Annotated in this window: 17 protein-coding genes; 10 read left to right on the plus strand and 7 right to left on the minus strand. The window is 37.2% G+C overall.

Going from position 1 to position 19,048, the window contains the following annotated elements:
- The first annotated feature begins 192 nt into the window (after positions 1 to 192).
- Entirely contained in the window at positions 193 to 879 is a 687-nt protein-coding gene (locus BLW74_RS13225) for a response regulator transcription factor (RefSeq protein ID WP_089692878.1), read from the plus strand.
- Positions 876 to 2,249: a HAMP domain-containing sensor histidine kinase gene (locus BLW74_RS13230; RefSeq protein WP_089692879.1), complete on the plus strand. Its 1,374-nt coding sequence runs from the start codon at positions 876 to 878 to the stop codon at positions 2,247 to 2,249. The genes BLW74_RS13225 and BLW74_RS13230 overlap by 4 nt, the downstream gene beginning before the upstream one ends.
- A gap of 32 nt (positions 2,250 to 2,281) precedes the next feature.
- On the opposite strand, the gene BLW74_RS13235 is transcribed toward BLW74_RS13230, so the two are convergent.
- Together BLW74_RS13235 and msrB are read right to left on the minus strand one after the other, a co-directional pair.
- Entirely contained in the window at positions 2,282 to 3,028 is a 747-nt protein-coding gene (locus BLW74_RS13235; RefSeq protein WP_089692881.1) for a murein L,D-transpeptidase catalytic domain family protein, read from the minus strand.
- Positions 3,029 to 3,155: 127 nt separating this feature from the next.
- A complete protein-coding gene (gene msrB, locus BLW74_RS13240; RefSeq protein WP_167358427.1) occupies positions 3,156 to 3,602 on the minus strand; it encodes a peptide-methionine (R)-S-oxide reductase MsrB in 447 nt (148 codons plus the stop codon).
- A 176-nt stretch (positions 3,603 to 3,778) separates the two neighbouring features.
- Here msrB and BLW74_RS13245 point away from each other — a divergent pair, with 176 nt between their 5' ends.
- Together BLW74_RS13245 and BLW74_RS13250 are read left to right on the plus strand one after the other, a co-directional pair.
- Positions 3,779 to 5,023 (plus strand): DUF445 domain-containing protein, encoded by a 1,245-nt coding sequence (locus BLW74_RS13245; RefSeq protein WP_089692883.1) that lies wholly within the window; start codon positions 3,779 to 3,781, stop codon positions 5,021 to 5,023.
- 29 nt (positions 5,024 to 5,052) lie between these two features.
- A complete protein-coding gene (locus tag BLW74_RS13250; RefSeq protein WP_089692885.1) occupies positions 5,053 to 5,940 on the plus strand; it encodes a hypothetical protein in 888 nt (295 codons plus the stop codon).
- Between the two features lie 30 nt (positions 5,941 to 5,970).
- Here the strand turns inward: BLW74_RS13250 and BLW74_RS13255 are convergent, their stop codons facing one another.
- The 3 genes from BLW74_RS13255 to BLW74_RS13265 form a co-directional block, all read right to left on the minus strand.
- Positions 5,971 to 7,008, minus strand: a complete 1,038-nt coding sequence (locus tag BLW74_RS13255; RefSeq protein ID WP_089692887.1) for a quinone-dependent dihydroorotate dehydrogenase — start codon at positions 7,006 to 7,008, stop codon at positions 5,971 to 5,973.
- 164 nt (positions 7,009 to 7,172) lie between these two features.
- On the minus strand, positions 7,173 to 7,868 hold the full coding sequence (locus BLW74_RS13260) for a pseudouridine synthase (RefSeq protein ID WP_089692889.1): 696 nt from the start codon (positions 7,866 to 7,868) through the stop codon (positions 7,173 to 7,175).
- A gap of 23 nt (positions 7,869 to 7,891) precedes the next feature.
- Positions 7,892 to 8,947, minus strand: coding sequence for an alpha/beta hydrolase (locus tag BLW74_RS13265; protein ID WP_089692892.1), 1,056 nt, complete (start codon positions 8,945 to 8,947; stop codon positions 7,892 to 7,894).
- A 236-nt stretch (positions 8,948 to 9,183) separates the two neighbouring features.
- Here BLW74_RS13265 and BLW74_RS13270 point away from each other — a divergent pair, with 236 nt between their 5' ends.
- The 3 genes from BLW74_RS13270 (at position 9,184) to BLW74_RS13280 (ending at position 13,283) form a co-directional block, all read left to right on the plus strand.
- Positions 9,184 to 10,725, plus strand: a complete 1,542-nt coding sequence (locus tag BLW74_RS13270) for a glycine--tRNA ligase (RefSeq protein ID WP_089692894.1) — start codon at positions 9,184 to 9,186, stop codon at positions 10,723 to 10,725.
- 96 nt (positions 10,726 to 10,821) lie between these two features.
- Entirely contained in the window at positions 10,822 to 11,649 is an 828-nt protein-coding gene (locus BLW74_RS13275; RefSeq protein ID WP_089692895.1) for a hypothetical protein, read from the plus strand.
- A 104-nt stretch (positions 11,650 to 11,753) separates the two neighbouring features.
- On the plus strand, positions 11,754 to 13,283 hold the full coding sequence (locus BLW74_RS13280) for a hypothetical protein (RefSeq protein ID WP_089692897.1): 1,530 nt from the start codon (positions 11,754 to 11,756) through the stop codon (positions 13,281 to 13,283).
- A 94-nt stretch (positions 13,284 to 13,377) separates the two neighbouring features.
- Here BLW74_RS13280 and BLW74_RS13285 read toward each other — a convergent pair whose 3' ends face one another.
- On the minus strand, positions 13,378 to 14,706 hold the full coding sequence (locus BLW74_RS13285) for a M48 family metalloprotease (protein WP_089692899.1): 1,329 nt from the start codon (positions 14,704 to 14,706) through the stop codon (positions 13,378 to 13,380).
- 100 nt (positions 14,707 to 14,806) lie between these two features.
- On the opposite strand from BLW74_RS13285, the gene BLW74_RS13290 reads away from it, so the two are divergent.
- Genes BLW74_RS13290 through BLW74_RS13300 form a run of 3 tightly spaced genes read left to right on the plus strand, consistent with a single transcriptional unit; the run spans position 14,807 to position 18,130 of the window.
- Positions 14,807 to 15,940 (plus strand): serine hydrolase domain-containing protein, encoded by a 1,134-nt coding sequence (locus tag BLW74_RS13290; protein ID WP_089692901.1) that lies wholly within the window; start codon positions 14,807 to 14,809, stop codon positions 15,938 to 15,940.
- Between the two features lie 5 nt (positions 15,941 to 15,945).
- Complete coding sequence (locus BLW74_RS13295; protein WP_089692903.1) at positions 15,946 to 16,557, plus strand: YdeI/OmpD-associated family protein; 612 nt, start codon at positions 15,946 to 15,948, stop codon at positions 16,555 to 16,557.
- Positions 16,558 to 16,570: 13 nt separating this feature from the next.
- Positions 16,571 to 18,130 (plus strand): AraC family transcriptional regulator, encoded by a 1,560-nt coding sequence (locus BLW74_RS13300; RefSeq protein WP_089692905.1) that lies wholly within the window; start codon positions 16,571 to 16,573, stop codon positions 18,128 to 18,130.
- On the opposite strand, the gene BLW74_RS13305 is transcribed toward BLW74_RS13300, so the two are convergent.
- Positions 18,131 to 19,045, minus strand: a complete 915-nt coding sequence (locus BLW74_RS13305; RefSeq protein WP_089692907.1) for a hypothetical protein — start codon at positions 19,043 to 19,045, stop codon at positions 18,131 to 18,133.
- Positions 19,046 to 19,048: the final 3 nt, after the last annotated feature.

The raw sequence follows: 19,048 nt of genomic DNA on the forward strand, positions 1-19,048 counted from the left end.
TAGATCGTGATTGTAAGGACAGGTATTAGAAATCTATTAGAAACCTTATAGAAAACTATTAAAAGGGATAATCTTTTCTGATAAAAGAAAAATATGAAATACCTTTGCAGAGTGCTTTGATGGCAGATGAGAATCAAGCTTTTAAAATTAAAAACGTCTGAAAATCCAGGGCATTTTCAATAGTATTCCTTTATGAAAATTTTAATTGTAGAAGATAATGTACGTGTTTCAAGCCTTTTGAAAAGAGGGCTCGAAAGTCAGGATTATCAGGTGTATATTTCGGAAGATGCGGAAGATGCAGTCGTGCTGCTGCATAAAATATCATTCGACCTGGCAATTACCGACATTATGCTCCCGAAAATGAGCGGGATTGATCTGTGCAAGATGATCAAGCAGAAATATCCGGATCTTCCCATCATTATGCTTACTGCCCTGGGAACGATTGATGAAAAAATTGAAGGATTTGATGCCGGAGCAGATGATTACATGGTAAAGCCCTTTGAAATCCGGGAACTGTATGTGAGAATAAAGGCTATTCTTCTGAGAAGATCTGCGAAAAACAAAGAGGCTTACCAGACCGATCTGGAATATCATGATCTAAGGATTGATAAAAAAATCAACAGAGTATTCAGAAACGGAGAAGAAATAGAACTCACTCCCAAAGAATTTAAGCTGCTGGTATTTCTGGTAAGCAATGCCGAAAGAATTCTTACCCGTGAAGAAATTGCAGAAAATGTATGGGGAAATCATTTTGATACGGGAACCAATTATATTGACGTTTATATTGCTTATCTGCGGAAAAAGATTGATAAAAATTTTGACCATAAACTTATTCATACCAAACCCGGAGTAGGTTTTATTTTCGCATCGCAATTATGAAAATAGCAACCAGAACAGCACTCATTTATTCTATTCTTACAGCAGGCATATTATTTCTGTTTGCTTATATGCTTTATTTTGTATCCGAGAAGAACAGGGAAGATGAGTTTAATGACAGATTAGGATATAAGGTGATCTGGCGTTCAGAATTTATTTTCGATGTCAGAATCAATGATGAAAAAATCCGTGAGCTTCACAAGCGCAATCAAAAACTGCTGAATGAAGCAGATATCAGCGTTTATAACAGTAAAAAAGAGCTCACATTCACGGATATTCCTCCTCTTAAAAGCAATGAAAAATATCTGGATAAAATTATCAGATCCGGTAAAAACAGAATATTCTGGCAGCAGGGAGACCGCCAGTATATCACCATTCAGTTTGAGTCAAACGGAGAGAAATATTATATTATCGGCAGTGCGGTAGATGTCACCGGAAAAGCTCACATTGCAGAATTCAGGAAAGATGTTATTATCATTTATATCAGCTCCATTGTTATTATTTTCATTGTGGGGTTTCTTTTTTCATATTACACTTTAAAGCCTCTGAAAGATATTATTATTCAGATCCGGGATATTTCCGAGCACAATCTGAATAAAAGGCTGAACGTTCCGAAAGCTAAAGATGAAATCTATGAGCTGACAGAAACTTTTAACTCTACCTTCAACAGGCTCGAAAAATCCTTTAACAACCATAAACAGTTTGTCACTACCATTTCTCATGAGTTCCGCACTCCTCTTTCAACTTTAATTGCGGAGCTTGAGCTTGCCAAGGAACTGAATGTAACGCTGGATGATTATAAACTTTCTATTGACAATGCCCTTCAGGATGCTAATGATGCGTCAGAATTATCTTCGGCTCTTCTGGATTTTGCAAGGGCCAGCTATGATGTATCACAGATCGGTCTCACAAATCTCCGTCTGGATGAAATCCTTGCAGAATCCAAACTTGCATTGCTGCAGAAAAACAACAGGTATAAAATCGGAATCAATTATACAGGTAATGCCTCAGATGATGATGAAAATAATTATGATTTTCATGGAAATCCTTATCTGCTGCAGGTTGCTTTTTTAAATCTGATGGAAAATGCCTGTAAATATTCTGCAGATAAAAGCTGTCATGTAGAAATTGAAACCAACCCGGAACATATAAAAATCCGTTTTATTGATCATGGTATTGGAATTTCTGCAAAAGATCTTTCAAAAATTTTTGATCTTTTTTACCGCGGGGCCAATAAAAGCTTTGAGAAAGGAAACGGAATTGGCCTTTCTATTGTAAAAAGAATTGTAGAGATCCACGAAGGAAAGCTGACTGTAGATTCTGAAATTTCAAACGGAAGTATATTTACCGTAGTATTTCCTTCCAAAAAATAAAAAAAGCAGTCTGTTCAGACTGCTTTTTCGTTTTATGCTTTCAACCATTCTGAGGATGAAAGGTAATTCTGATCAGGGTAATAGATAAACAGACAGTTTTTGCCTTTAATCGTATTGATTATAGCCTGTGTCAGCTCTCTTGGAACGGCAGGGCATCCCCAGCTTCTTCCTATTCTTTTGTGCATCGCAGCAAATGCATCACTTACATAATCCGCCCCATGCATTACAATTGCTCTTCTGTATGCAGCATCATTAAAGCCCTTATCCATTCCTAATAATTTAAGAGAGTATCCGTTATCCCCCTGATAGGTTGCATCTGTGATATAAAATCCAAGACTGCTCTGCAGCGAACTTTCCTTGTTAGAAAAATTCGTCGCAAATTCTTCGCCTGTATTTTTTCCGTGCGCTACCAGTGAGTTGAACAGAACTTTTTTGTCTTCTAGGTCAATGATCCAAAGTCTTTTTGTGTTAGAAGACATAGAAAAATCGCAGATAGTCAATAAATGCGAGTCCTGGGTAAGCAACCCTGCTTTTTTTAAGTTTTCATAACCAGTTAATGCTTTTGAGAACACTTCATAGTTCAGTTCATGTTCCGGGTCAAAGGCAATAGATTGGTACAGTGCTTCTGATGAAGATACGGCTGCAGTACTCTTCTCAGATTTCGTTTCAGCTACTTTTGTTGTTTTTACATTCTCACTTTTCGCCGCGATTATTGGGGAAATGTAGAATGAAGTCGTCACCATGTAAACAAGGCCTAATACGCTATAAAATCCTTTCATTCAATACTATATAAATCCAAATTAGTGGGGCAAAATTATAAAAACATAATTACCAAGGGGTTATAACTCTAAAAAGTTTAACGCTATTTAAGAAACTTTAACGTCCTGATTTTGTGAATTAAAGCATTTATTTCTGAGAATCCGGAACAAATTCCAGGCTCAAAGAATTCATGCAGTACCTCAGCCCTGTAGGTTTCGGACCATCATCGAAAACGTGGCCAAGATGAGAATCGCATCTTTTGCAAAGTACCTCTACCCTATCCATTCCGTAAGACTGATCTCTTACATAATAGACTCCTTCTTTATCGGCTTCAAAGAAGCTCGGCCAGCCACAGCTGCTGGAAAATTTTGAGGTAGAACGGAACAGGTGATTTCCACATACGGCACAATAATATTCTCCTGCCTCATCAAACTCATTGTATTTTCCAGTAAAAGCTCTTTCTGTTGCAGCTTCTCTGGCAATTGCATAGAGATCCGGCGCGAGTATTTTTTTCCATTCCTCATTAGAAACATTGAGTTTTACAGTATCTGTTCTGGAATAGTATGGATTGTTTTTTGCTTCTGTATTTTCCATAGAAAGGGTTTTAATAGGTTCATATTTCTGCGTACATGCATGCAGAAAAAATAATAAGGTGACTGAAACTAAAAATTTAATCTTAAATCTTATCATTAAACAGCAATAATTTTGAGGTTTAGAAGCTTTTATTAAGATTAACAGGTTTCATAACCAAATTTAGTAAATTTGAGAATATGAATGACGAAGCAAAAAGAAAACAACTCAGAAAATATAAAGCATTTGCCACTGGATTATTTGTCCTGATGGCCGCTATTTTCATTGTTACCACCATCTTACAGAAGTCTAACAACTCGCACTGGATCGGTTATGTACGGGCTTTTGCTGAAGCTGCTATGGTGGGCGCCCTGGCAGACTGGTTTGCGGTAACGGCATTATTCCGCCATCCTCTGGGGCTTCCGATTCCTCATACCAACCTGATTGAAAACAGTAAACAGAGACTGGGAGATAACCTCGGAAGCTTTGTAGTGGGTAATTTTCTTTCTCCTCAGAATATCAGACCTTATATACAAAAGCTTAAAGTTTCCAATTTTGCAGGGGAATGGCTGAGCAAGGAAAAGAGCCAGGATATTCTGATCAGAAACCTTTCCGATATTGTTCTTGATATTCTTAATAAGCTTGATGATTCTACGGTAAGCCAGTTTATCAGTAAAAAGGTCTCTGAAATGACAGATGACATCAAACTGAATAAAGTGGTAGGAAACGGAATCGGTTATATTCTTGAAAAGAACGACCATCAGAGAATCATCACGAATCTTTCCAAACAGATTAAAGACTATATCATTGAAAATGATGAAATGATTCAGGAACGGGTAAAGAAAGGCAGCTATTCATTCATTCCTTCTTTTGTAGACAACAAAATTGCTGATAAAATTGCCGACGGACTTTCTGACTTTTTTAAAGAAATAGAAGAAAATCCCCAGCATGAAGTAAGAGGACTGATTACACAGAAGATTCATGAATTCTCTGTTGATCTGAAAGAAGATCCGAAATGGGATGAAGAATTTAAAACCATTAAAAACGGACTTCTTAAAAATGATAAACTCGATGAATATTCTAACGACATATGGATTTCCATAAAAAAAACATTAATGAAAGAACTTCAGGAGGAAAATTCTGCACTGAAAAACTATCTTTCTAAAAACCTTAATGAGTTTGCACAGAATTTAAAAACCGACGAAAGCCTGCAGAACAAAATTGATCATTGGGTTCGGGTAACAGCTTATAAATACATTCTTAAAAACACCCATCAATTCGGGAACCTCATCAGTACCACTGTTGGGAACTGGCAGGGAAAAGAACTCAGTGAAAAGCTGGAACTGGAAGTTGGAAAGGACCTGCAGTTCATCCGTGTCAACGGAACACTGGTAGGAGGGCTTGTAGGGCTTATAATCTACACCATCGCCCATTTTTTCATTTAAAAAAACTAACACCACGATCATACTCAACCATGAAAAAAATTTTCACTGTATTCTTTTTCTTTTTTCTCACATCTGTACTCTGTCAGAAAGTGGAATTAAAGAAGGTCACAGATTCTTCACAAGTTTTCAAAGGGGATATTGCAGGGATTCCCATTACGATACAGCTGCATTTTGCAGGGATCGCTGACTGCAGTCTCTATCAGTATTTTGTAGACGGATGGTACTATTATGATAAGTATCAGAAGAAAATTCCGCTGACGGGAATTTACGATTATGGTAAACTGTCGCTGTATAACTTTGGCTCTCATCAAAAACCGAATTCGAAAAAACTGAAAGAAAAAATCACATCGCCACAAACTGTAGAAAAAGCAAATGAAATAATACAGTCCTTAAGCCCTAAAGAGTATATTATTTTTAATCAAAGTGATACCAGGGAAAACATAATCCACGGAAATTTTTATCTGGATAAAAAAGTGCAGCCGGCAAAGCTTTTTACCGGCAATGACATGATCTATCGCTACAATAATTATCTGATATTACCCCACCATAAAAATATTAATACCTTTGATTTTATTAATCAACACGGAGGAAATGAATTGATATCTTATACATCCGGCGAAACCGGAAACCGGGTACTGCTGTATTTCGAACATTCTTCAAACCTTAACGCATGCGGGAGATGCGGAGCCAGTGAAGGAGAAAAAGGCTACAGAGTTCTTTATTTTACCAAAGACTGGAATTATAAAAACTATGAAGAATTTCTGATAGAAAGCTGCCTGGAAAATATCTATGATACTGCCAAAACAAAATCAGGAGATCAACAAAAGCTGCAATACAAAATAAAGAAGTCCGACAGCACACCTGCTCATACACTTACAGTTGATATCAAAAATGCATCTGTGGTAAAGTCGAAATAAAAAAGAGAGTCCTTCAACTCTCTTTTATTTTTATCTCGGTAATCTGCCTGCTCTTTTCAAAAGCTCCTTATTGATTTCGCTGATCAGTTCCGGGCCTTCATAAATAAATCCGGTATATAGCTGAATCAGGCTCGCTCCCGCATCTAGCTTTTCCATTGCATCTTTTGCAGAATGTATTCCTCCTACTCCAATGATTGGGAACGCTCTGTTACTTTTATCAGAAAGATATTTGATCATTTTTGTACTTCTCTCACGGATAGGTTTTCCGCTCAACCCTCCGTTTCCAATCTGTTCTAAAACTTCCTTAGAGGTTTTTAAGCCTTCTCTGTTCACAGAAGTATTGGAGACTACAATACCATCAATTTTTGTTTCCGCAATCAGCTCAATGATTTCGTCCAGCTGATTGTTATTAAGGTCCGGTGCAATTTTCAGTAATATAGGCTTCTGTACAGATTTTGAGTGGTTTATTTTCTTCACTTCAGTAATCAGCTCCCTAAGATATTCCACATCTTCAAGCTTGGCGTGGCTTCCTACATTCGGACAGCTCACATTCAGTACAAAGTAATCCACATGAGGATGAAGACCTTCAAAACAGTCCAGATAATCCTGGGTATAATTTTCCGGGCTTGTATCTGTATTTTTTCCGATGTTTCCACCGATGATTATTTTTCCTTTGTTGGATTTCAGTTTTTCAATTGCTGCTTCAAGACCTTCATTGTTGAATCCCATTCTGTTGATAATCCCGCCATCCTCAATAAGGCGGAACAGTCTTTTTTTAGGATTTCCGGCCTGAGCTCTTGGAGTTACCGTCCCGATTTCTACAAAGCCGAAACCCAGATCTCCCAATTCATTAAATAACACTGCGTTTTTATCAAAACCGGCAGCCAATCCTACAGGATTTTTAAATTTTAATCCGAAAACTTCTCTTTCCAGACGTTTGTCTTCAACAGGTTTTGGGAAAAATAATCGAGTGAGAAATCCAAAATTCTTCAGCATTGAAAATGTAAAGTGATGAACATCTTCAGGATCGAATTTAAAAAGAATGGGCCGAATGAGCGATTTGTACATTGAAAAAAAGTTTTACAAAATTACTCATTTTAAAATTAATGCTCGATTGATGTATGATATTTTATCAAAATGTTTGATATATGGTATCTATTGAGACATCAAATAAAAGATCATTTTAAACACTGCGACCGCAAGGGTTCGATCATCCTGAAAACATATTTAAATTAAGAATATGCACCCAGATCAAATTTCAGGATATCCCCTACTCTTTTGAACTCTTCATCTATAGCGGCATTGACCGTAATTCTTTCGTTAGAGATGGGATGGTCAAAGATCAATTCATGGGCGTGGAGTGTCATTTTATTGATATCAAATGTCTGAAGCCACAGTTTATTCTGTTTATTGCAGCCGTGCTTTCTGCAGCCTAAAATAGGATGCAGGATGTGTTTAAAATGTTTTCTCAGCTGATGAAATCTTCCGGTTTCAGGAATGGCTTCTACCAAAGAATACCTTGAAGTCTGATGCTTTAAAAAGGGTAAGTCTATTTCGGAAGTCTGCAAACGGCGATAGTAGGTAACAGCATTTTGTCTGACTTCATTTTCATTCACCAAATCATAATCTATAGTCTCTTCTTCTTTTGTCCAGCCCCGAAGAATGGCCAAGTATTTCTTTTCCACTTCGCGTGATGCAAACTGTTCGCTCATGATTCTGAGGGTATCTTTATCTAAAGTAAACAGCAGAACCCCAGAAGTCTTCCGGTCTAACCGGTGTACAGGAAACACTTTTTGCCCGATCTGTTTCTTCAGCTCCTGAATGGCGTAGGTATCAGCTTCTCCGGCATAGAAAGATTTATGAACCAGTAATCCGCTGGGCTTATTGATGGCAATAAGATGTTCGTCACGATAAAGAATTTCTAACATGGAGCAAAAGTAGAGGTTTTTACTTATTCCTCAAACTTCAGGTGATCATTAAAAAATGGCAGCATTTGATTTTCTATTCTTCCGTTTTCCCTACTGACTTCGCTGCCATGCGTTCCTATGTATTCTTCCGCTTCGTGTTTGATCTTCAGCATTTCAAGGGTTTTGCTTAAGTTCATGCAGGTGACGGGAATGTGTTTCAATTCATCATTTCTTCCCCAGTCAAATTTTATGGCATGCAGTTTTTTTAGGTTTTTATATTGTGAAAATGGCAATTCGGAAGTAGAATTTTTCTTTAGTTCTTCGGCTGCTGAAGCATTTATATTCAGATTCTCTCCATCAAAAGAAAATGGAAGGTCTGCAAAAAAGGGCGGTTTATTTTCATTTCCACTGTATGCTCTTGCGATAGCGAAGATAATATTGGTTCTTGCATTTTCAGGTTTTGAAAGATCTTTGATCGCTGTGATATTTTTTACTTTTTTATACATATCAATTTCAGTCATTGCAAAATAGCGGGCATCCAGAATTCCGGGAGAAAGCGCATACACGGAAGAAAATACTTCAGGATGCAGAAAAGCATTTCTCAGCGCACCATTCCCACCCATTGAATGTCCGGCAATTCCCCGGCTGTCTTTATGGGCAATGGTTCTGTAATTTTTATCAATATGATTAACCAGCTCAATGGAAGTAAAATCTGACCAGTTTCCGGACGACTTTGAATTGGCATAAAAACTTCCTTTGAACACGGTACTTTCATCAGGCATCACGATGATAACAGGTTTTATTTTTTTCAAACTGATGGCACGGTCGATGATATGATTAATTTTATCATTCGCAACCAGCAGGCTGTCGCTCCAGAAAAAGCCATGCAGATAATAGATGACAGGATATCTTTTTGAGGATTTGTCATAATCCGGGGGAAGATAAACCGTTACCCTGCGTTTAGGATTTTCCCCTGCTTTGTTTTGTAGCGTTTCTGCAGTAATATAGGTAGTAACAACTTTCCCTTCGGGTATTTTCTGAGCCCAAATCCACTGGGTAAATGCTATAAACAGTATAACGATGAATGCTGATTTTTTCATGATATCATATTTGTAAATTCCAAATTTCGATAAATTGTCTCAAAATAAGACAATAATAAAGGAAATTTTATCTCTTGTTTTTTAGCCCTGATTGCAGCGGCATCCTTTTGCAAAGCAAAAGATACAGCGGAAAGCAGGTTCCCGGCTCCTAAATTACTGCATTATAAAAACTTCCATCTTCCCGCTTCTATCTTCCCACATTTTCACTATTTTTGCAGATCAGACGTTAAAAAATTATGGCAAAGCAAGAAGATGTTTTCAAGAAAGTGATTTCTCACGCTAAAGAATATGGTTTTATTTTCCCATCGAGTGAGATCTATGATGGTTTATCCGCTGTTTATGATTATGGACAGAACGGTGCCGAACTCAAAAATAATATCAAACAATATTGGTGGAAAGCGATGGTACAGCTTAACGAAAATATTGTCGGCATTGATTCGGCGATCCTTATGCACCCAACAACCTGGAAGGCATCAGGCCACGTAGACGCTTTCAACGATCCATTGATTGACAATAAAGATTCTAAAAAACGTTTCAGAGCAGACGTTTTGGTGGAAGATTACTGTGCTAAAATTGAAGATAAAGAGAATAAAGAGATCGAAAAAGCAGCGAAGAGATTCGGGGATGCTTTTGATAAAGATCAGTTTGTTGCAACGAATCCAAAAATCATAGAATACAGAGCAAAAAGAGAGGCTATTCTTTCAAGACTGGCAAAATCTCTGGAGAATGAAGACCTTGCTGATGTAAAAGCTTTGATTGAAGAGCTTGAAATTGCTGATCCTGATACAGGTTCTAAAAACTGGACGGAGGTAAGACAATTCAACCTGATGTTCGGAACCAAGCTGGGTGCTTCTGCTGATTCTGCAATGGATCTTTACCTTAGACCTGAAACAGCTCAGGGGATCTTCGTTAACTTCTTAAACGTACAGAAAACTTCCCGTCATAAACTTCCTTTCGGTATTGCACAGATTGGTAAGGCTTTCAGAAATGAAATTGTTGCAAGACAGTTTATCTTCAGAATGCGTGAATTTGAACAGATGGAAATGCAGTTCTTTGTTGCGCCGGGAACGGAACTTGAATTCTACGAGCAATGGAAGCAGAAACGTCTGAACTGGCACAGAGCTTTAGGTTTAGGAGATGAAAACTACAGATTCCATGATCATGAGAAATTGGCTCACTATGCGAATGCTGCCGCTGATATTGAATTTAATTTCCCATTCGGATTCAAAGAACTGGAAGGGATCCACTCAAGAACAGATTTCGACTTAAAAGCGCATGAGGAATTCTCCGGAAGAAAGCTTCAGTTCTTTGATCCTGAAAGAAACGAGAATTATGTTCCTTATGTAGTGGAAACTTCAGTAGGTTTAGACAGATTATTCCTTTCTATATTCTCTCATTGCTTAAGAGACGAAGTACTGGAAGATGGTTCAGAAAGAACTGTTCTTTCTTTACCTCCGGCATTAGCACCAATTAAAGCGGCTATTCTTCCATTGATGAAGAAAGACGGTTTAGCAGAATATGCAGAAAAGATCTTCAATGATCTGAAGTATGATTTCAACTTATTCTACGAGGAGAAAGATGCCATCGGAAAACGTTACAGAAGACAGGATGCCATTGGTACTCCATACTGTATCACGGTAGATCACGACTCTTTAACGGATCACACGGTAACCATCAGAGACAGAGACACGATGCAGCAGGAAAGAGTTCCTGTATCGGAGTTGAGAAGAATCATTGATGAGAAAACGAACTTCAGAAATTTACTTTCTAAAATATAGTTGAAAAGCCCTGGTTTCAGGGCTTTTTATCTTTTTACAATTTGGCAGCAATTATATTATAAAAAATATTATTTTAGCCGAACTTAAAAAAAACAAATGAGAAAATTTATTATTTCATCACTGGCTATGGCAGTGATCGCAAGCTGTAGTTCGTCAAATGACGAAATTTCTGAAAGCAACAACAACAATGGTAACGATGCTAATGTTCCCTATCTTCTAAAAAAAAGGACTATGGTCCAAAACGGACAATCATCTGTTACGGAATATAAATACAACGGAACTAAAATTACGGAATCCATTGCTGATAATTCAAAAACTATATATACTTATAATGGGGACTATATTGTAAAAACTGAAATGTATCAGAATGGCGTATTGAAAGTTACAAGAGAATTCACTTATTCTAACGGAAAGCTGATGTCTGAAAAAAAGACCGATACAAAACTTGGAACTTTAGTTTATACACAAAATTATCAATATCTAAGTGATAATCATGTTAAATTTAATGACTTCTATTCTGCGATCTATAATCCGACAACAGGAACTTTTACAGATATCAAATTTCATTCAAGGGAGGTCTATTTTAATACTAACGGAAATATAGCTACTTCCAACTATATAGATGAGGGAGCTACACACAATGTCACATACGTTTACGATACCAATAACCATCCCATGAAAAATGTAACAGGTTTTGTAAAAATGGCTATATTTGACGATATAGATGCAGAAAGTAATAAACTGGGATACAATAATCTTATCGATTTAAACGGATATTATACCGGTATTGACAATGAAACCCATAAAACCAATGGAGTTCATACATTAAACAGTGCTAATTATCCTACGAAATCAGTTATTACAGATACAAATTCTTCTTTCGGAACTTATTCTTACACCTATCTTTACGAATACAATAAGTAATCACAAATACTTATACCAATATTTAGCCTTGAGCTTTTTCAAGGCTTTTTTATTTTTCGCAACATATAGCTTAATTTATTACTTTTACCCCTCAAATTTTAACCATGAAAAAAATAACGCTAATGATGTTTGGGCTGATTCAGACCCTGGTATATTCCCAAACTCAGGACCTTACGACACTCGCTGCCGGAGATCATGTCGGAATGAATGCTCTATTCGATGATAAAGACAATCTTTACGGTTACGTCTCTCTGTATTCTTACGGAAAATCCGGTGATAAGACCAAGAAGTTTGAATATGTAATCCTGGACAAAAACCTAAATCCTGTTGCCAATAAGGAATTTGAAGGAGACATCACCGCTGCTTCTTATTTGGGATATGTAGATTTTAAAGGGCAGATTATTCTAAAGCCTTCTATGATGGATTATTCCCTTGTAAAAAGCAAAGAAGTTTTCACTCCTGTTTCTATGGTGATAGATCCTAAGACCAACTCTATTACCAGAAAACTCTATTATGACTATCTGGAAAACGGTACCTTCAAAGAAATCAACGAGCCTAAAAGCTGGAAAGAACAGCGAAAGGAAAACCGTGATGAGAAAAAGGAGAAAGGCTATAACTATGTTTCTGCTGTAGGAGAACTGAAAGAAGGCGGATATTTTGCTGTTGAATACAAAGATTACGGAAAGTACGAGAACAGCAACAGCCTCATCAGGTTTGATGAAAATAAAAAAGAAGTCTGGAGGTACAAATACAACACAGAAGGAAGTAAAAAGCTTTATACAACTTTATCTGTTCTGGAAAGAGACGAGAATTTCATGTACTGTATCATGAAAAAAGTCAATGACAGGCAGAAAACATTCAGTCTTCTGGTTCTTGATATGAAAACAGGAAAAGAAAAGTCCAACAAACCGGTTACAGGATTATCTGATGATACTATTGATAATATTGAATCTTTTTATTCCGGATACCGAAAAATGGATAATGATAAAACTTTTGATGATAAAGTAGTTCTTCTGGGAAGAAATTATGATGATTCCCAATCTGTAGGATTTGCAAGGATGATCGTCAATAAGTCTGATTTTTCAGTAGATACAAAAGCAATTAATTACGAACCCAACATTTCTGCTTTTCTTCCAAAACTCAATAGATTGGGAATGGTAGAAAGCGGCTATATGCTTCAGACCAAAGACATGTATTTTATGAACGATGGAAGTGTTGGTATTTTATCAGAAAAATATAAGCCGGAAGGCCAGTACTCTGCTCCAAAGACTACAGATCTTGTATATATTTATACCGATAAAGACTTCAAAGTAAAAAATGTTCAGGTTTTTGAAAAAGAAAAATCAAAATGGGTAAACAGTGATTATCTCTTTTCACAGTATCTCAATGGCGGAAAAGATGTAGTATTTTTCTACCGCGACTATCAAAAAGATGAAACTACCAAACAGAAAAGATGGAACCTGTTTATCAATACTATTATTGACGGCAAATTCAAACAGGAGATTATTCCCATATCTGAAAAAGACAATTATGCCGTAACTCCGTATGTAGGAAAAGAAGGCTACATTCTGCTTCGTGAATATAACGAAAAAGAAAAATTCAATAAGATCCGTTTGGAAAAATTAAATTACTAAAAACGAAAAAGAACCCCGGTATTTCATCAGGGTTCTTTTTTTATATTTTGACTAAAACCCGTCCCTATTGATATATAAGCTATTTATATCAAGATCAGTTTACTTTCGCTAGAGTCTCATTGGCCTGATAAAAGTCTGCAATATTCTTAATTTCATCAAGACTTAAGTTCCACATAAAATTAAGAAACTGCTGGTAGCTTTCACTCTGATTTTTGGGTTCTATCCTGTCCAGATAGCGGTTCAGATTATAGTTTTTTCTCGCTTCGTATATTTTGGAAAAGCATTTTCCCAGCCAGCTTTTGTAATACTTTTCTTCTTCTTCATCCTGCAAAAACTGCATGGCAGTATAAATTCCCAGTCCATAATCTTCAGAATGGAAATAATTGGGCAGAATTTCCATCCTAGCCGTTTTCTTTAAGGCAACAAACAAATCTGTAGGTTTTTCCGGATCTGCAGGAGTTTTAAGCTCTGCAAAAGTCTTTTTAAGCATTTCAATTCTTCTCGATATTTCAGGGTGAGAGGCGAGAGAGTCTTTGTTCAGCTTTTCTTTGTAAAAATTATAGTTATACAGGGAAAAATCTTCTTTTTTCATCCATTTCTCATTGAATGCCTGTTGGGGGAGATTAAATAGCTTTTTATAAGTTTCCACCTTCAGTGCTCTTGGCGAGATCGTATCAAAATCCTGAAGCCTCTGAAGAGCATTTACAAATTCTGCTTTCTTAAAATCACTGTTTTTAAAAATGGCATAGCCCAGCGAATCTGCCTGCATTTCACTTTGTCTTCTTTCCACCCCTTTTTTGTACACTCTATTTTTTAAAATATCGAAAGCTTTCTGATTCTGGCTATGGCTTCTGCTTGTTGTTGTAGATTTTATATTATCCACCACTACTTTATCCAGTTCATCCTGTTGAATGATTTTTAGAAAAGTTTTCAGGGAATGTTCTTCTATTTTATGTCCCAGTTCGTGAGCAATCACAGCTGCAATCTGTTCCTCATTGTTCAGCCAGCTGTACAGTCCCATATTGATTACAAAAGTGCCATCCGCAAGACAATAGGCATTGGGAGTATTATCTTTTGCGATCAGTATTTTCAGATCCTGGGGAACTTTAGGATTATTCTTTTTCAGACGTTGAATCATTGAGTGTATACTGGCTTCAAATTCAGATTTGAAGATAAAATCCTTATTCTTTACCTGCTTTTCAAAATCAGTTCCGAATTCTTTATAGATTTTAGACAATTCTGTACCTGTCTTCCCCGAATACTGTGATTTTAATCTTTTGACAGTGACTTCATTATTGCCTTCAAAATTTTTTAAAAATGCTTTTCTCTGAATATAATCTGCAGTATCAACAGGTTTATAAGTTTGGGCTATTGTTATCATCGAACATAGAAAATACCCCAATACAATCAATTTTTTGGTCATGTTTTCATCAAATAAGCGCAAAAATAACGTATTTGATGATTCATTGTGATTTTTATAGCCAAATTATTTTAAATTTGTTAAAGACCCCATTCATGAAAAAATGAAAATACTGAAGTATATGATAGGCGGAGCTGTAGCAGGTGCGGCTGCGGCCTATTTTCTGGGATATGATTATTTATTTAGTGGTATTTCCAAAACCTATCTTAAAGGCAAATCAAGTGCATACATTGATGACGGAACGCTTTTCCCCGGCAATCCTGTTGCTACAGAAGAACCCATACTTTGGGAAGAGGATCCTGATTACAATAAAAAAGAGTTACCTAAACATTTAGTTGAAAACTTACAACATTCCAGAACAGCAGCTTTTGTAGTGATCAGGAATGGGAAAATTCTTCATGAACAATATTGGAACGGCTATAACCAGCTCTCACAGACCAATTCTTTTTCTATGGCCAAAGCCGTTACGGTAATGCTTTTGGGGAAAGCACTTGAAGAAGGAATCATTCCGTCCATTGATGAAAAACTTTCAGATTTTTATTCTGAATTTAACAATAAGCCGTTCGGAAATGAGGTTACCCTTAAAAACCTGGCTCAAATGGAATCCGGTTTGGACTGGGATGAAAACTACAACAATCCGTTTCTTCCCAACGCTAAAGCTTATTATGGTAAAAGCCTTGTAAAAGCTGTATTTTCGAGAAAATTCAAGGAAAAGCCGGGCGTCAGATTCGAGTATCAGAGCGGATCTACGCAGCTTCTCGGATTTGCGCTTCGAAAAGCTCTTAATAAACCACTGGCGAGCTATTTATCAGAAAAATTCTGGGTTCCTCTGGGAATGGAGCAGAATGCTAAATGGAGTACAGATGATTATGGCGTGGAAAAAACCTATTGCTGTATCCATTCCAATGCAAGAGACTTTGCTAAGCTTGGGCAGTTATTTCTGAATGACGGAAAAGCCGGAGATCAGCAGATTCTCAATGCTGACTTCATAGAACAGATGAGAACTCCTACGGAAAAATCTGAAAACATCTATGGAATGGGACTTTGGATTAATCATGACAACCCGGTCAAGCATTATTATTTCCTTGGATTGCAGGGACAATATATTATTATGGTTCCTGAGCACAACATCGTTATCGTAAAAACAGGAAGCTATGCCAATAACCCTAAAAATGACAGAGGGAGACCTGATCAGGTAAAATTCCTTGTCAATGAAATTGTACCATTATTCCAATAAAAACCATGGGAAAACACAGTATAAATGTTGATGAATACATTGAAAAATCTCCGGATTTTGCAAAACCTATCTTAGAGTATCTTCGTGAAACCATTCATAAAGCCTGCCCTGATGCAGAAGAAGCCATCAAGTGGAAATTTCCTGCTTTTATGTATAAAGGAAAGATCCTCTGCTCAATCACGGCTTTCAAGCAATATTGCAGCCTGGGATTCTGGCTGCATCAGGAAATGAAAACTTTACAGGAAATAGAGACAACGGCTGAAAAAAGTTCCATGTTCAGTGTAGGAAAAATAACCCGTCCTGAAGATCTTCCCTCCCAACTTTTGCTGATAAAAGCTATTCAGGAAGCCATGGAGCTTACAGACATGGGAGTTACCATGAAAAAAGCACCTCCATCCACAATAGAAATGGATATTCCTGATTATTTTCAGTCGGCATTAAATGCCCGGCCCAAAGCAAAAGAAATTTTTGAAAAAGCTTCACCGTCTTTCAGAAAAGAGTATATTGCATGGGTTACCGAAGCCAAAACAGACGTTACCAGAAACAAGAGATTGGAACAGTCTCTGGAATGGATAGCCGAAGGTAAAGGCCGTAACTGGAAGTACCAGAAAAAATAAAAAAACACACGCAATGAAGAAAAAAATTATTCTCTTTTTCTTCCTTATTATTTCAATTTTTACCCTCGCTCAGTCGTTTGATTTTGAGGGACAGTACAAATATGCCCGTATGCTTTCCTCTAAAAATCCGGACAGCTCAGAAATTGTCCTGAATAAGATTATTGATTCTGCGAAGAGAAAAAATCTACCGGAGTTTCTTGCAAAAGCTTATTATTTAAAGTCATTCAACAGCTACTTAAGATCGGATGCAGAAAAGAGCCTTGATTTTGCAGACAAAGCACTTAAAACAGCCACGCAAAGCAATTACAGCATCGGTAAGGCATTAGCATACAGAATGCAGGGAACACAGTATGCAAAACTGGGACTGCTTAAAGAGTCTTCCACAAGTCTCCGAAATGCGTTAGCTGAAGTAAAACATAATAATACAGAGGAAGGACATGAGCTGAAAGGGATGATCTTCAATTCTTTTCTGATCCTACTCAATAAGAATCAGTACAAAGAAAAAGCATTCTATTCTAAAAGTGCCATCCAGGAATTTAAGAAGCTAAAAAACACAGCCAGGCGAAATGAACTGCTGATTTCCGCTTATACCAATATGGGATATAACTTGTCTGAGGTAAAAAAGTTCAAAGAAGCCAAATATTATTTCGTAAATGCCCTTTCACTGGCAGGAGAAAGCAACTACTATCTTAGGGCCAATATCCTTAATGATATCGGATTTTCTCTTTCAAAACAGAATAAGCCGGACAGCGCCGTTCTGTACTTTCAAAAATCTCTGGCAATTGTAGACCAATACGGATTTAATGAAAAAAAAATTGAGGTAACAAAAAATCTTGAAGAAGCATATGCCCAGCTTCACGATGAGCCTAATACCGAAAAGTATAAAATAGAAAATCTTACACTGAAAGACAGTATTGCTTACAACAAAGCCATGGCCGTCAACAAAACTTTATCCAAAAAAGAAGAAAATTTTCATCAGCAGCTTAATGAAAGCCACAGCATTTCAAAAGGGCTTATTATAGCCTGTATTGCTCTGACAATGGTTTTAGGGGCAGCGGTTTTCAATACCATCCGCCTCCGTAAAAAACATAAGGAAGCTGTTGCTAAAATTTACAGAGAAGGAATTTCTCCCGTGGTTTATGAGGAAGACCCACAGGAAACGTCTGAAGATATTCAGACCAAAAACTCCTCTACTCCGGCAGAAATCAAAATTTCACCTGAAGTAGAGGAAAACATACTAGAGGGATTAAAAATTTTTGAAGAAAACCTTGAGTTTAACAGCAAAAACATTTCTCGTTACAATCTTGCAAACACGCTGAATATCAACACAAAATATCTTTCAACGGTTATTAAGAAGCATAAAAAATTTAATTTCAACCAATACATTAACCACCTGAGGATCAATTACATTGTCAATCAGTTGAAAAATGAACCTCAATACAGAAAGTATAAGATCAATCATCTGGCTGAAATCACTGGATATTCATCTCACAGTGCCTTTTCTCTTGAATTCAAGAAGATTACAGGGCTGCATCCGTCTGCTTTTATTAAAACGCTGGATGAGATCTCCTGATTACTGCTCTGCTATGGTCAGATTATTATAACCTCCCGTGTTATTAAGCGAAAAATTCGCAACGTTTGAATTATTTAAATTAAACCAGATATAAGGCATGAGTCTCTGCCCTGCCGTCATATAGAATGATGCGGTACAGTTACTGCCTGCATCAATATTTCCTACACTGTTTGAGGACATGGTATTGGCACATTTCACGGTATTGACGATATTGGCAGCGGTTAATCCTGTTGTGTTATCATAAAGCTGCCAGATGGCCTCTATCTGAACAGGATTTAAAGGATCTGTCGTATAATTAATAGCCAGTGGAGCAAGATCTGTGGTGAAAGTAGCTACATAAATTCCGTTTCTGGGAGCTGTAAAAATTCCAGTTGCTGCATTAAAAGTAGTTCCGGAATTACTCTCAAATATTTTGCTCCAGTCTACCAGATAGTTACTGGCTCTGTTCTGTAGACCAGCTGTTACGGTTGGTGTAGAGGGAGCTGCCAGCTTTACGTTATTAGTCGTTTTGGCAGCAATCACAATCACTTTATTACCAGCCGGTTGTGCTGTAAGCAATGGAAGCCACTCATTTCCGTTGGAATATTCCACTCCGCTGTTATAACGCACTGCTCCTTCATCTGCTTCTGCTGCCGTAAGAGCAGACGTTCCAAAACCAATAGCTCCGTTTCCTGAATTTCTGGCATCCACTTTTACTGCCGGGGTTAAGGTTCCTGCTCCTATTTTTCCTGTGCTGCTCACGAGCACATCATTGGCCTGCTGAGCCGGAGTAAATGTTGGTCCTGATAAAGGATTATCTTTTTGCCCGTCAATATGCAGAATGCCTTGCGGGTTTGGGGTATTGATTCCAATCTGCGAAAATGCATATTGGAAGCTTAAAGTCATTACAATCAGTAAACAATTTTTTTTCATCATCTA

It is taken from the genome of Chryseobacterium culicis, from assembly GCF_900108365.1.
GTDB classification, from domain to species: domain Bacteria; phylum Bacteroidota; class Bacteroidia; order Flavobacteriales; family Weeksellaceae; genus Chryseobacterium; species Chryseobacterium culicis.

Coding starts and splice junctions, on each gene's coding strand:
- BLW74_RS13225 (WP_089692878.1), top strand. CDS start 193: ATGAAAATTTTAATTGTAGAAGATAATGTACGTGTTTCAAGCCTTTTG.
- BLW74_RS13230 (WP_089692879.1), top strand. CDS start 876: ATGAAAATAGCAACCAGAACAGCACTCATTTATTCTATTCTTACAGCA.
- BLW74_RS13235 (WP_089692881.1), bottom strand. CDS start 3,028: ATGAAAGGATTTTATAGCGTATTAGGCCTTGTTTACATGGTGACGACT.
- msrB (WP_167358427.1), bottom strand. CDS start 3,602: ATGGAAAATACAGAAGCAAAAAACAATCCATACTATTCCAGAACAGAT.
- BLW74_RS13245 (WP_089692883.1), top strand. CDS start 3,779: ATGAATGACGAAGCAAAAAGAAAACAACTCAGAAAATATAAAGCATTT.
- BLW74_RS13250 (WP_089692885.1), top strand. CDS start 5,053: ATGAAAAAAATTTTCACTGTATTCTTTTTCTTTTTTCTCACATCTGTA.
- BLW74_RS13255 (WP_089692887.1), bottom strand. CDS start 7,008: ATGTACAAATCGCTCATTCGGCCCATTCTTTTTAAATTCGATCCTGAA.
- BLW74_RS13260 (WP_089692889.1), bottom strand. CDS start 7,868: ATGTTAGAAATTCTTTATCGTGACGAACATCTTATTGCCATCAATAAG.
- BLW74_RS13265 (WP_089692892.1), bottom strand. CDS start 8,947: ATGAAAAAATCAGCATTCATCGTTATACTGTTTATAGCATTTACCCAG.
- BLW74_RS13270 (WP_089692894.1), top strand. CDS start 9,184: ATGGCAAAGCAAGAAGATGTTTTCAAGAAAGTGATTTCTCACGCTAAA.
- BLW74_RS13275 (WP_089692895.1), top strand. CDS start 10,822: ATGAGAAAATTTATTATTTCATCACTGGCTATGGCAGTGATCGCAAGC.
- BLW74_RS13280 (WP_089692897.1), top strand. CDS start 11,754: ATGAAAAAAATAACGCTAATGATGTTTGGGCTGATTCAGACCCTGGTA.
- BLW74_RS13285 (WP_089692899.1), bottom strand. CDS start 14,706: ATGACCAAAAAATTGATTGTATTGGGGTATTTTCTATGTTCGATGATA.
- BLW74_RS13290 (WP_089692901.1), top strand. CDS start 14,807: ATGAAAATACTGAAGTATATGATAGGCGGAGCTGTAGCAGGTGCGGCT.
- BLW74_RS13295 (WP_089692903.1), top strand. CDS start 15,946: ATGGGAAAACACAGTATAAATGTTGATGAATACATTGAAAAATCTCCG.
- BLW74_RS13300 (WP_089692905.1), top strand. CDS start 16,571: ATGAAGAAAAAAATTATTCTCTTTTTCTTCCTTATTATTTCAATTTTT.
- BLW74_RS13305 (WP_089692907.1), bottom strand. CDS start 19,045: ATGATGAAAAAAAATTGTTTACTGATTGTAATGACTTTAAGCTTCCAA.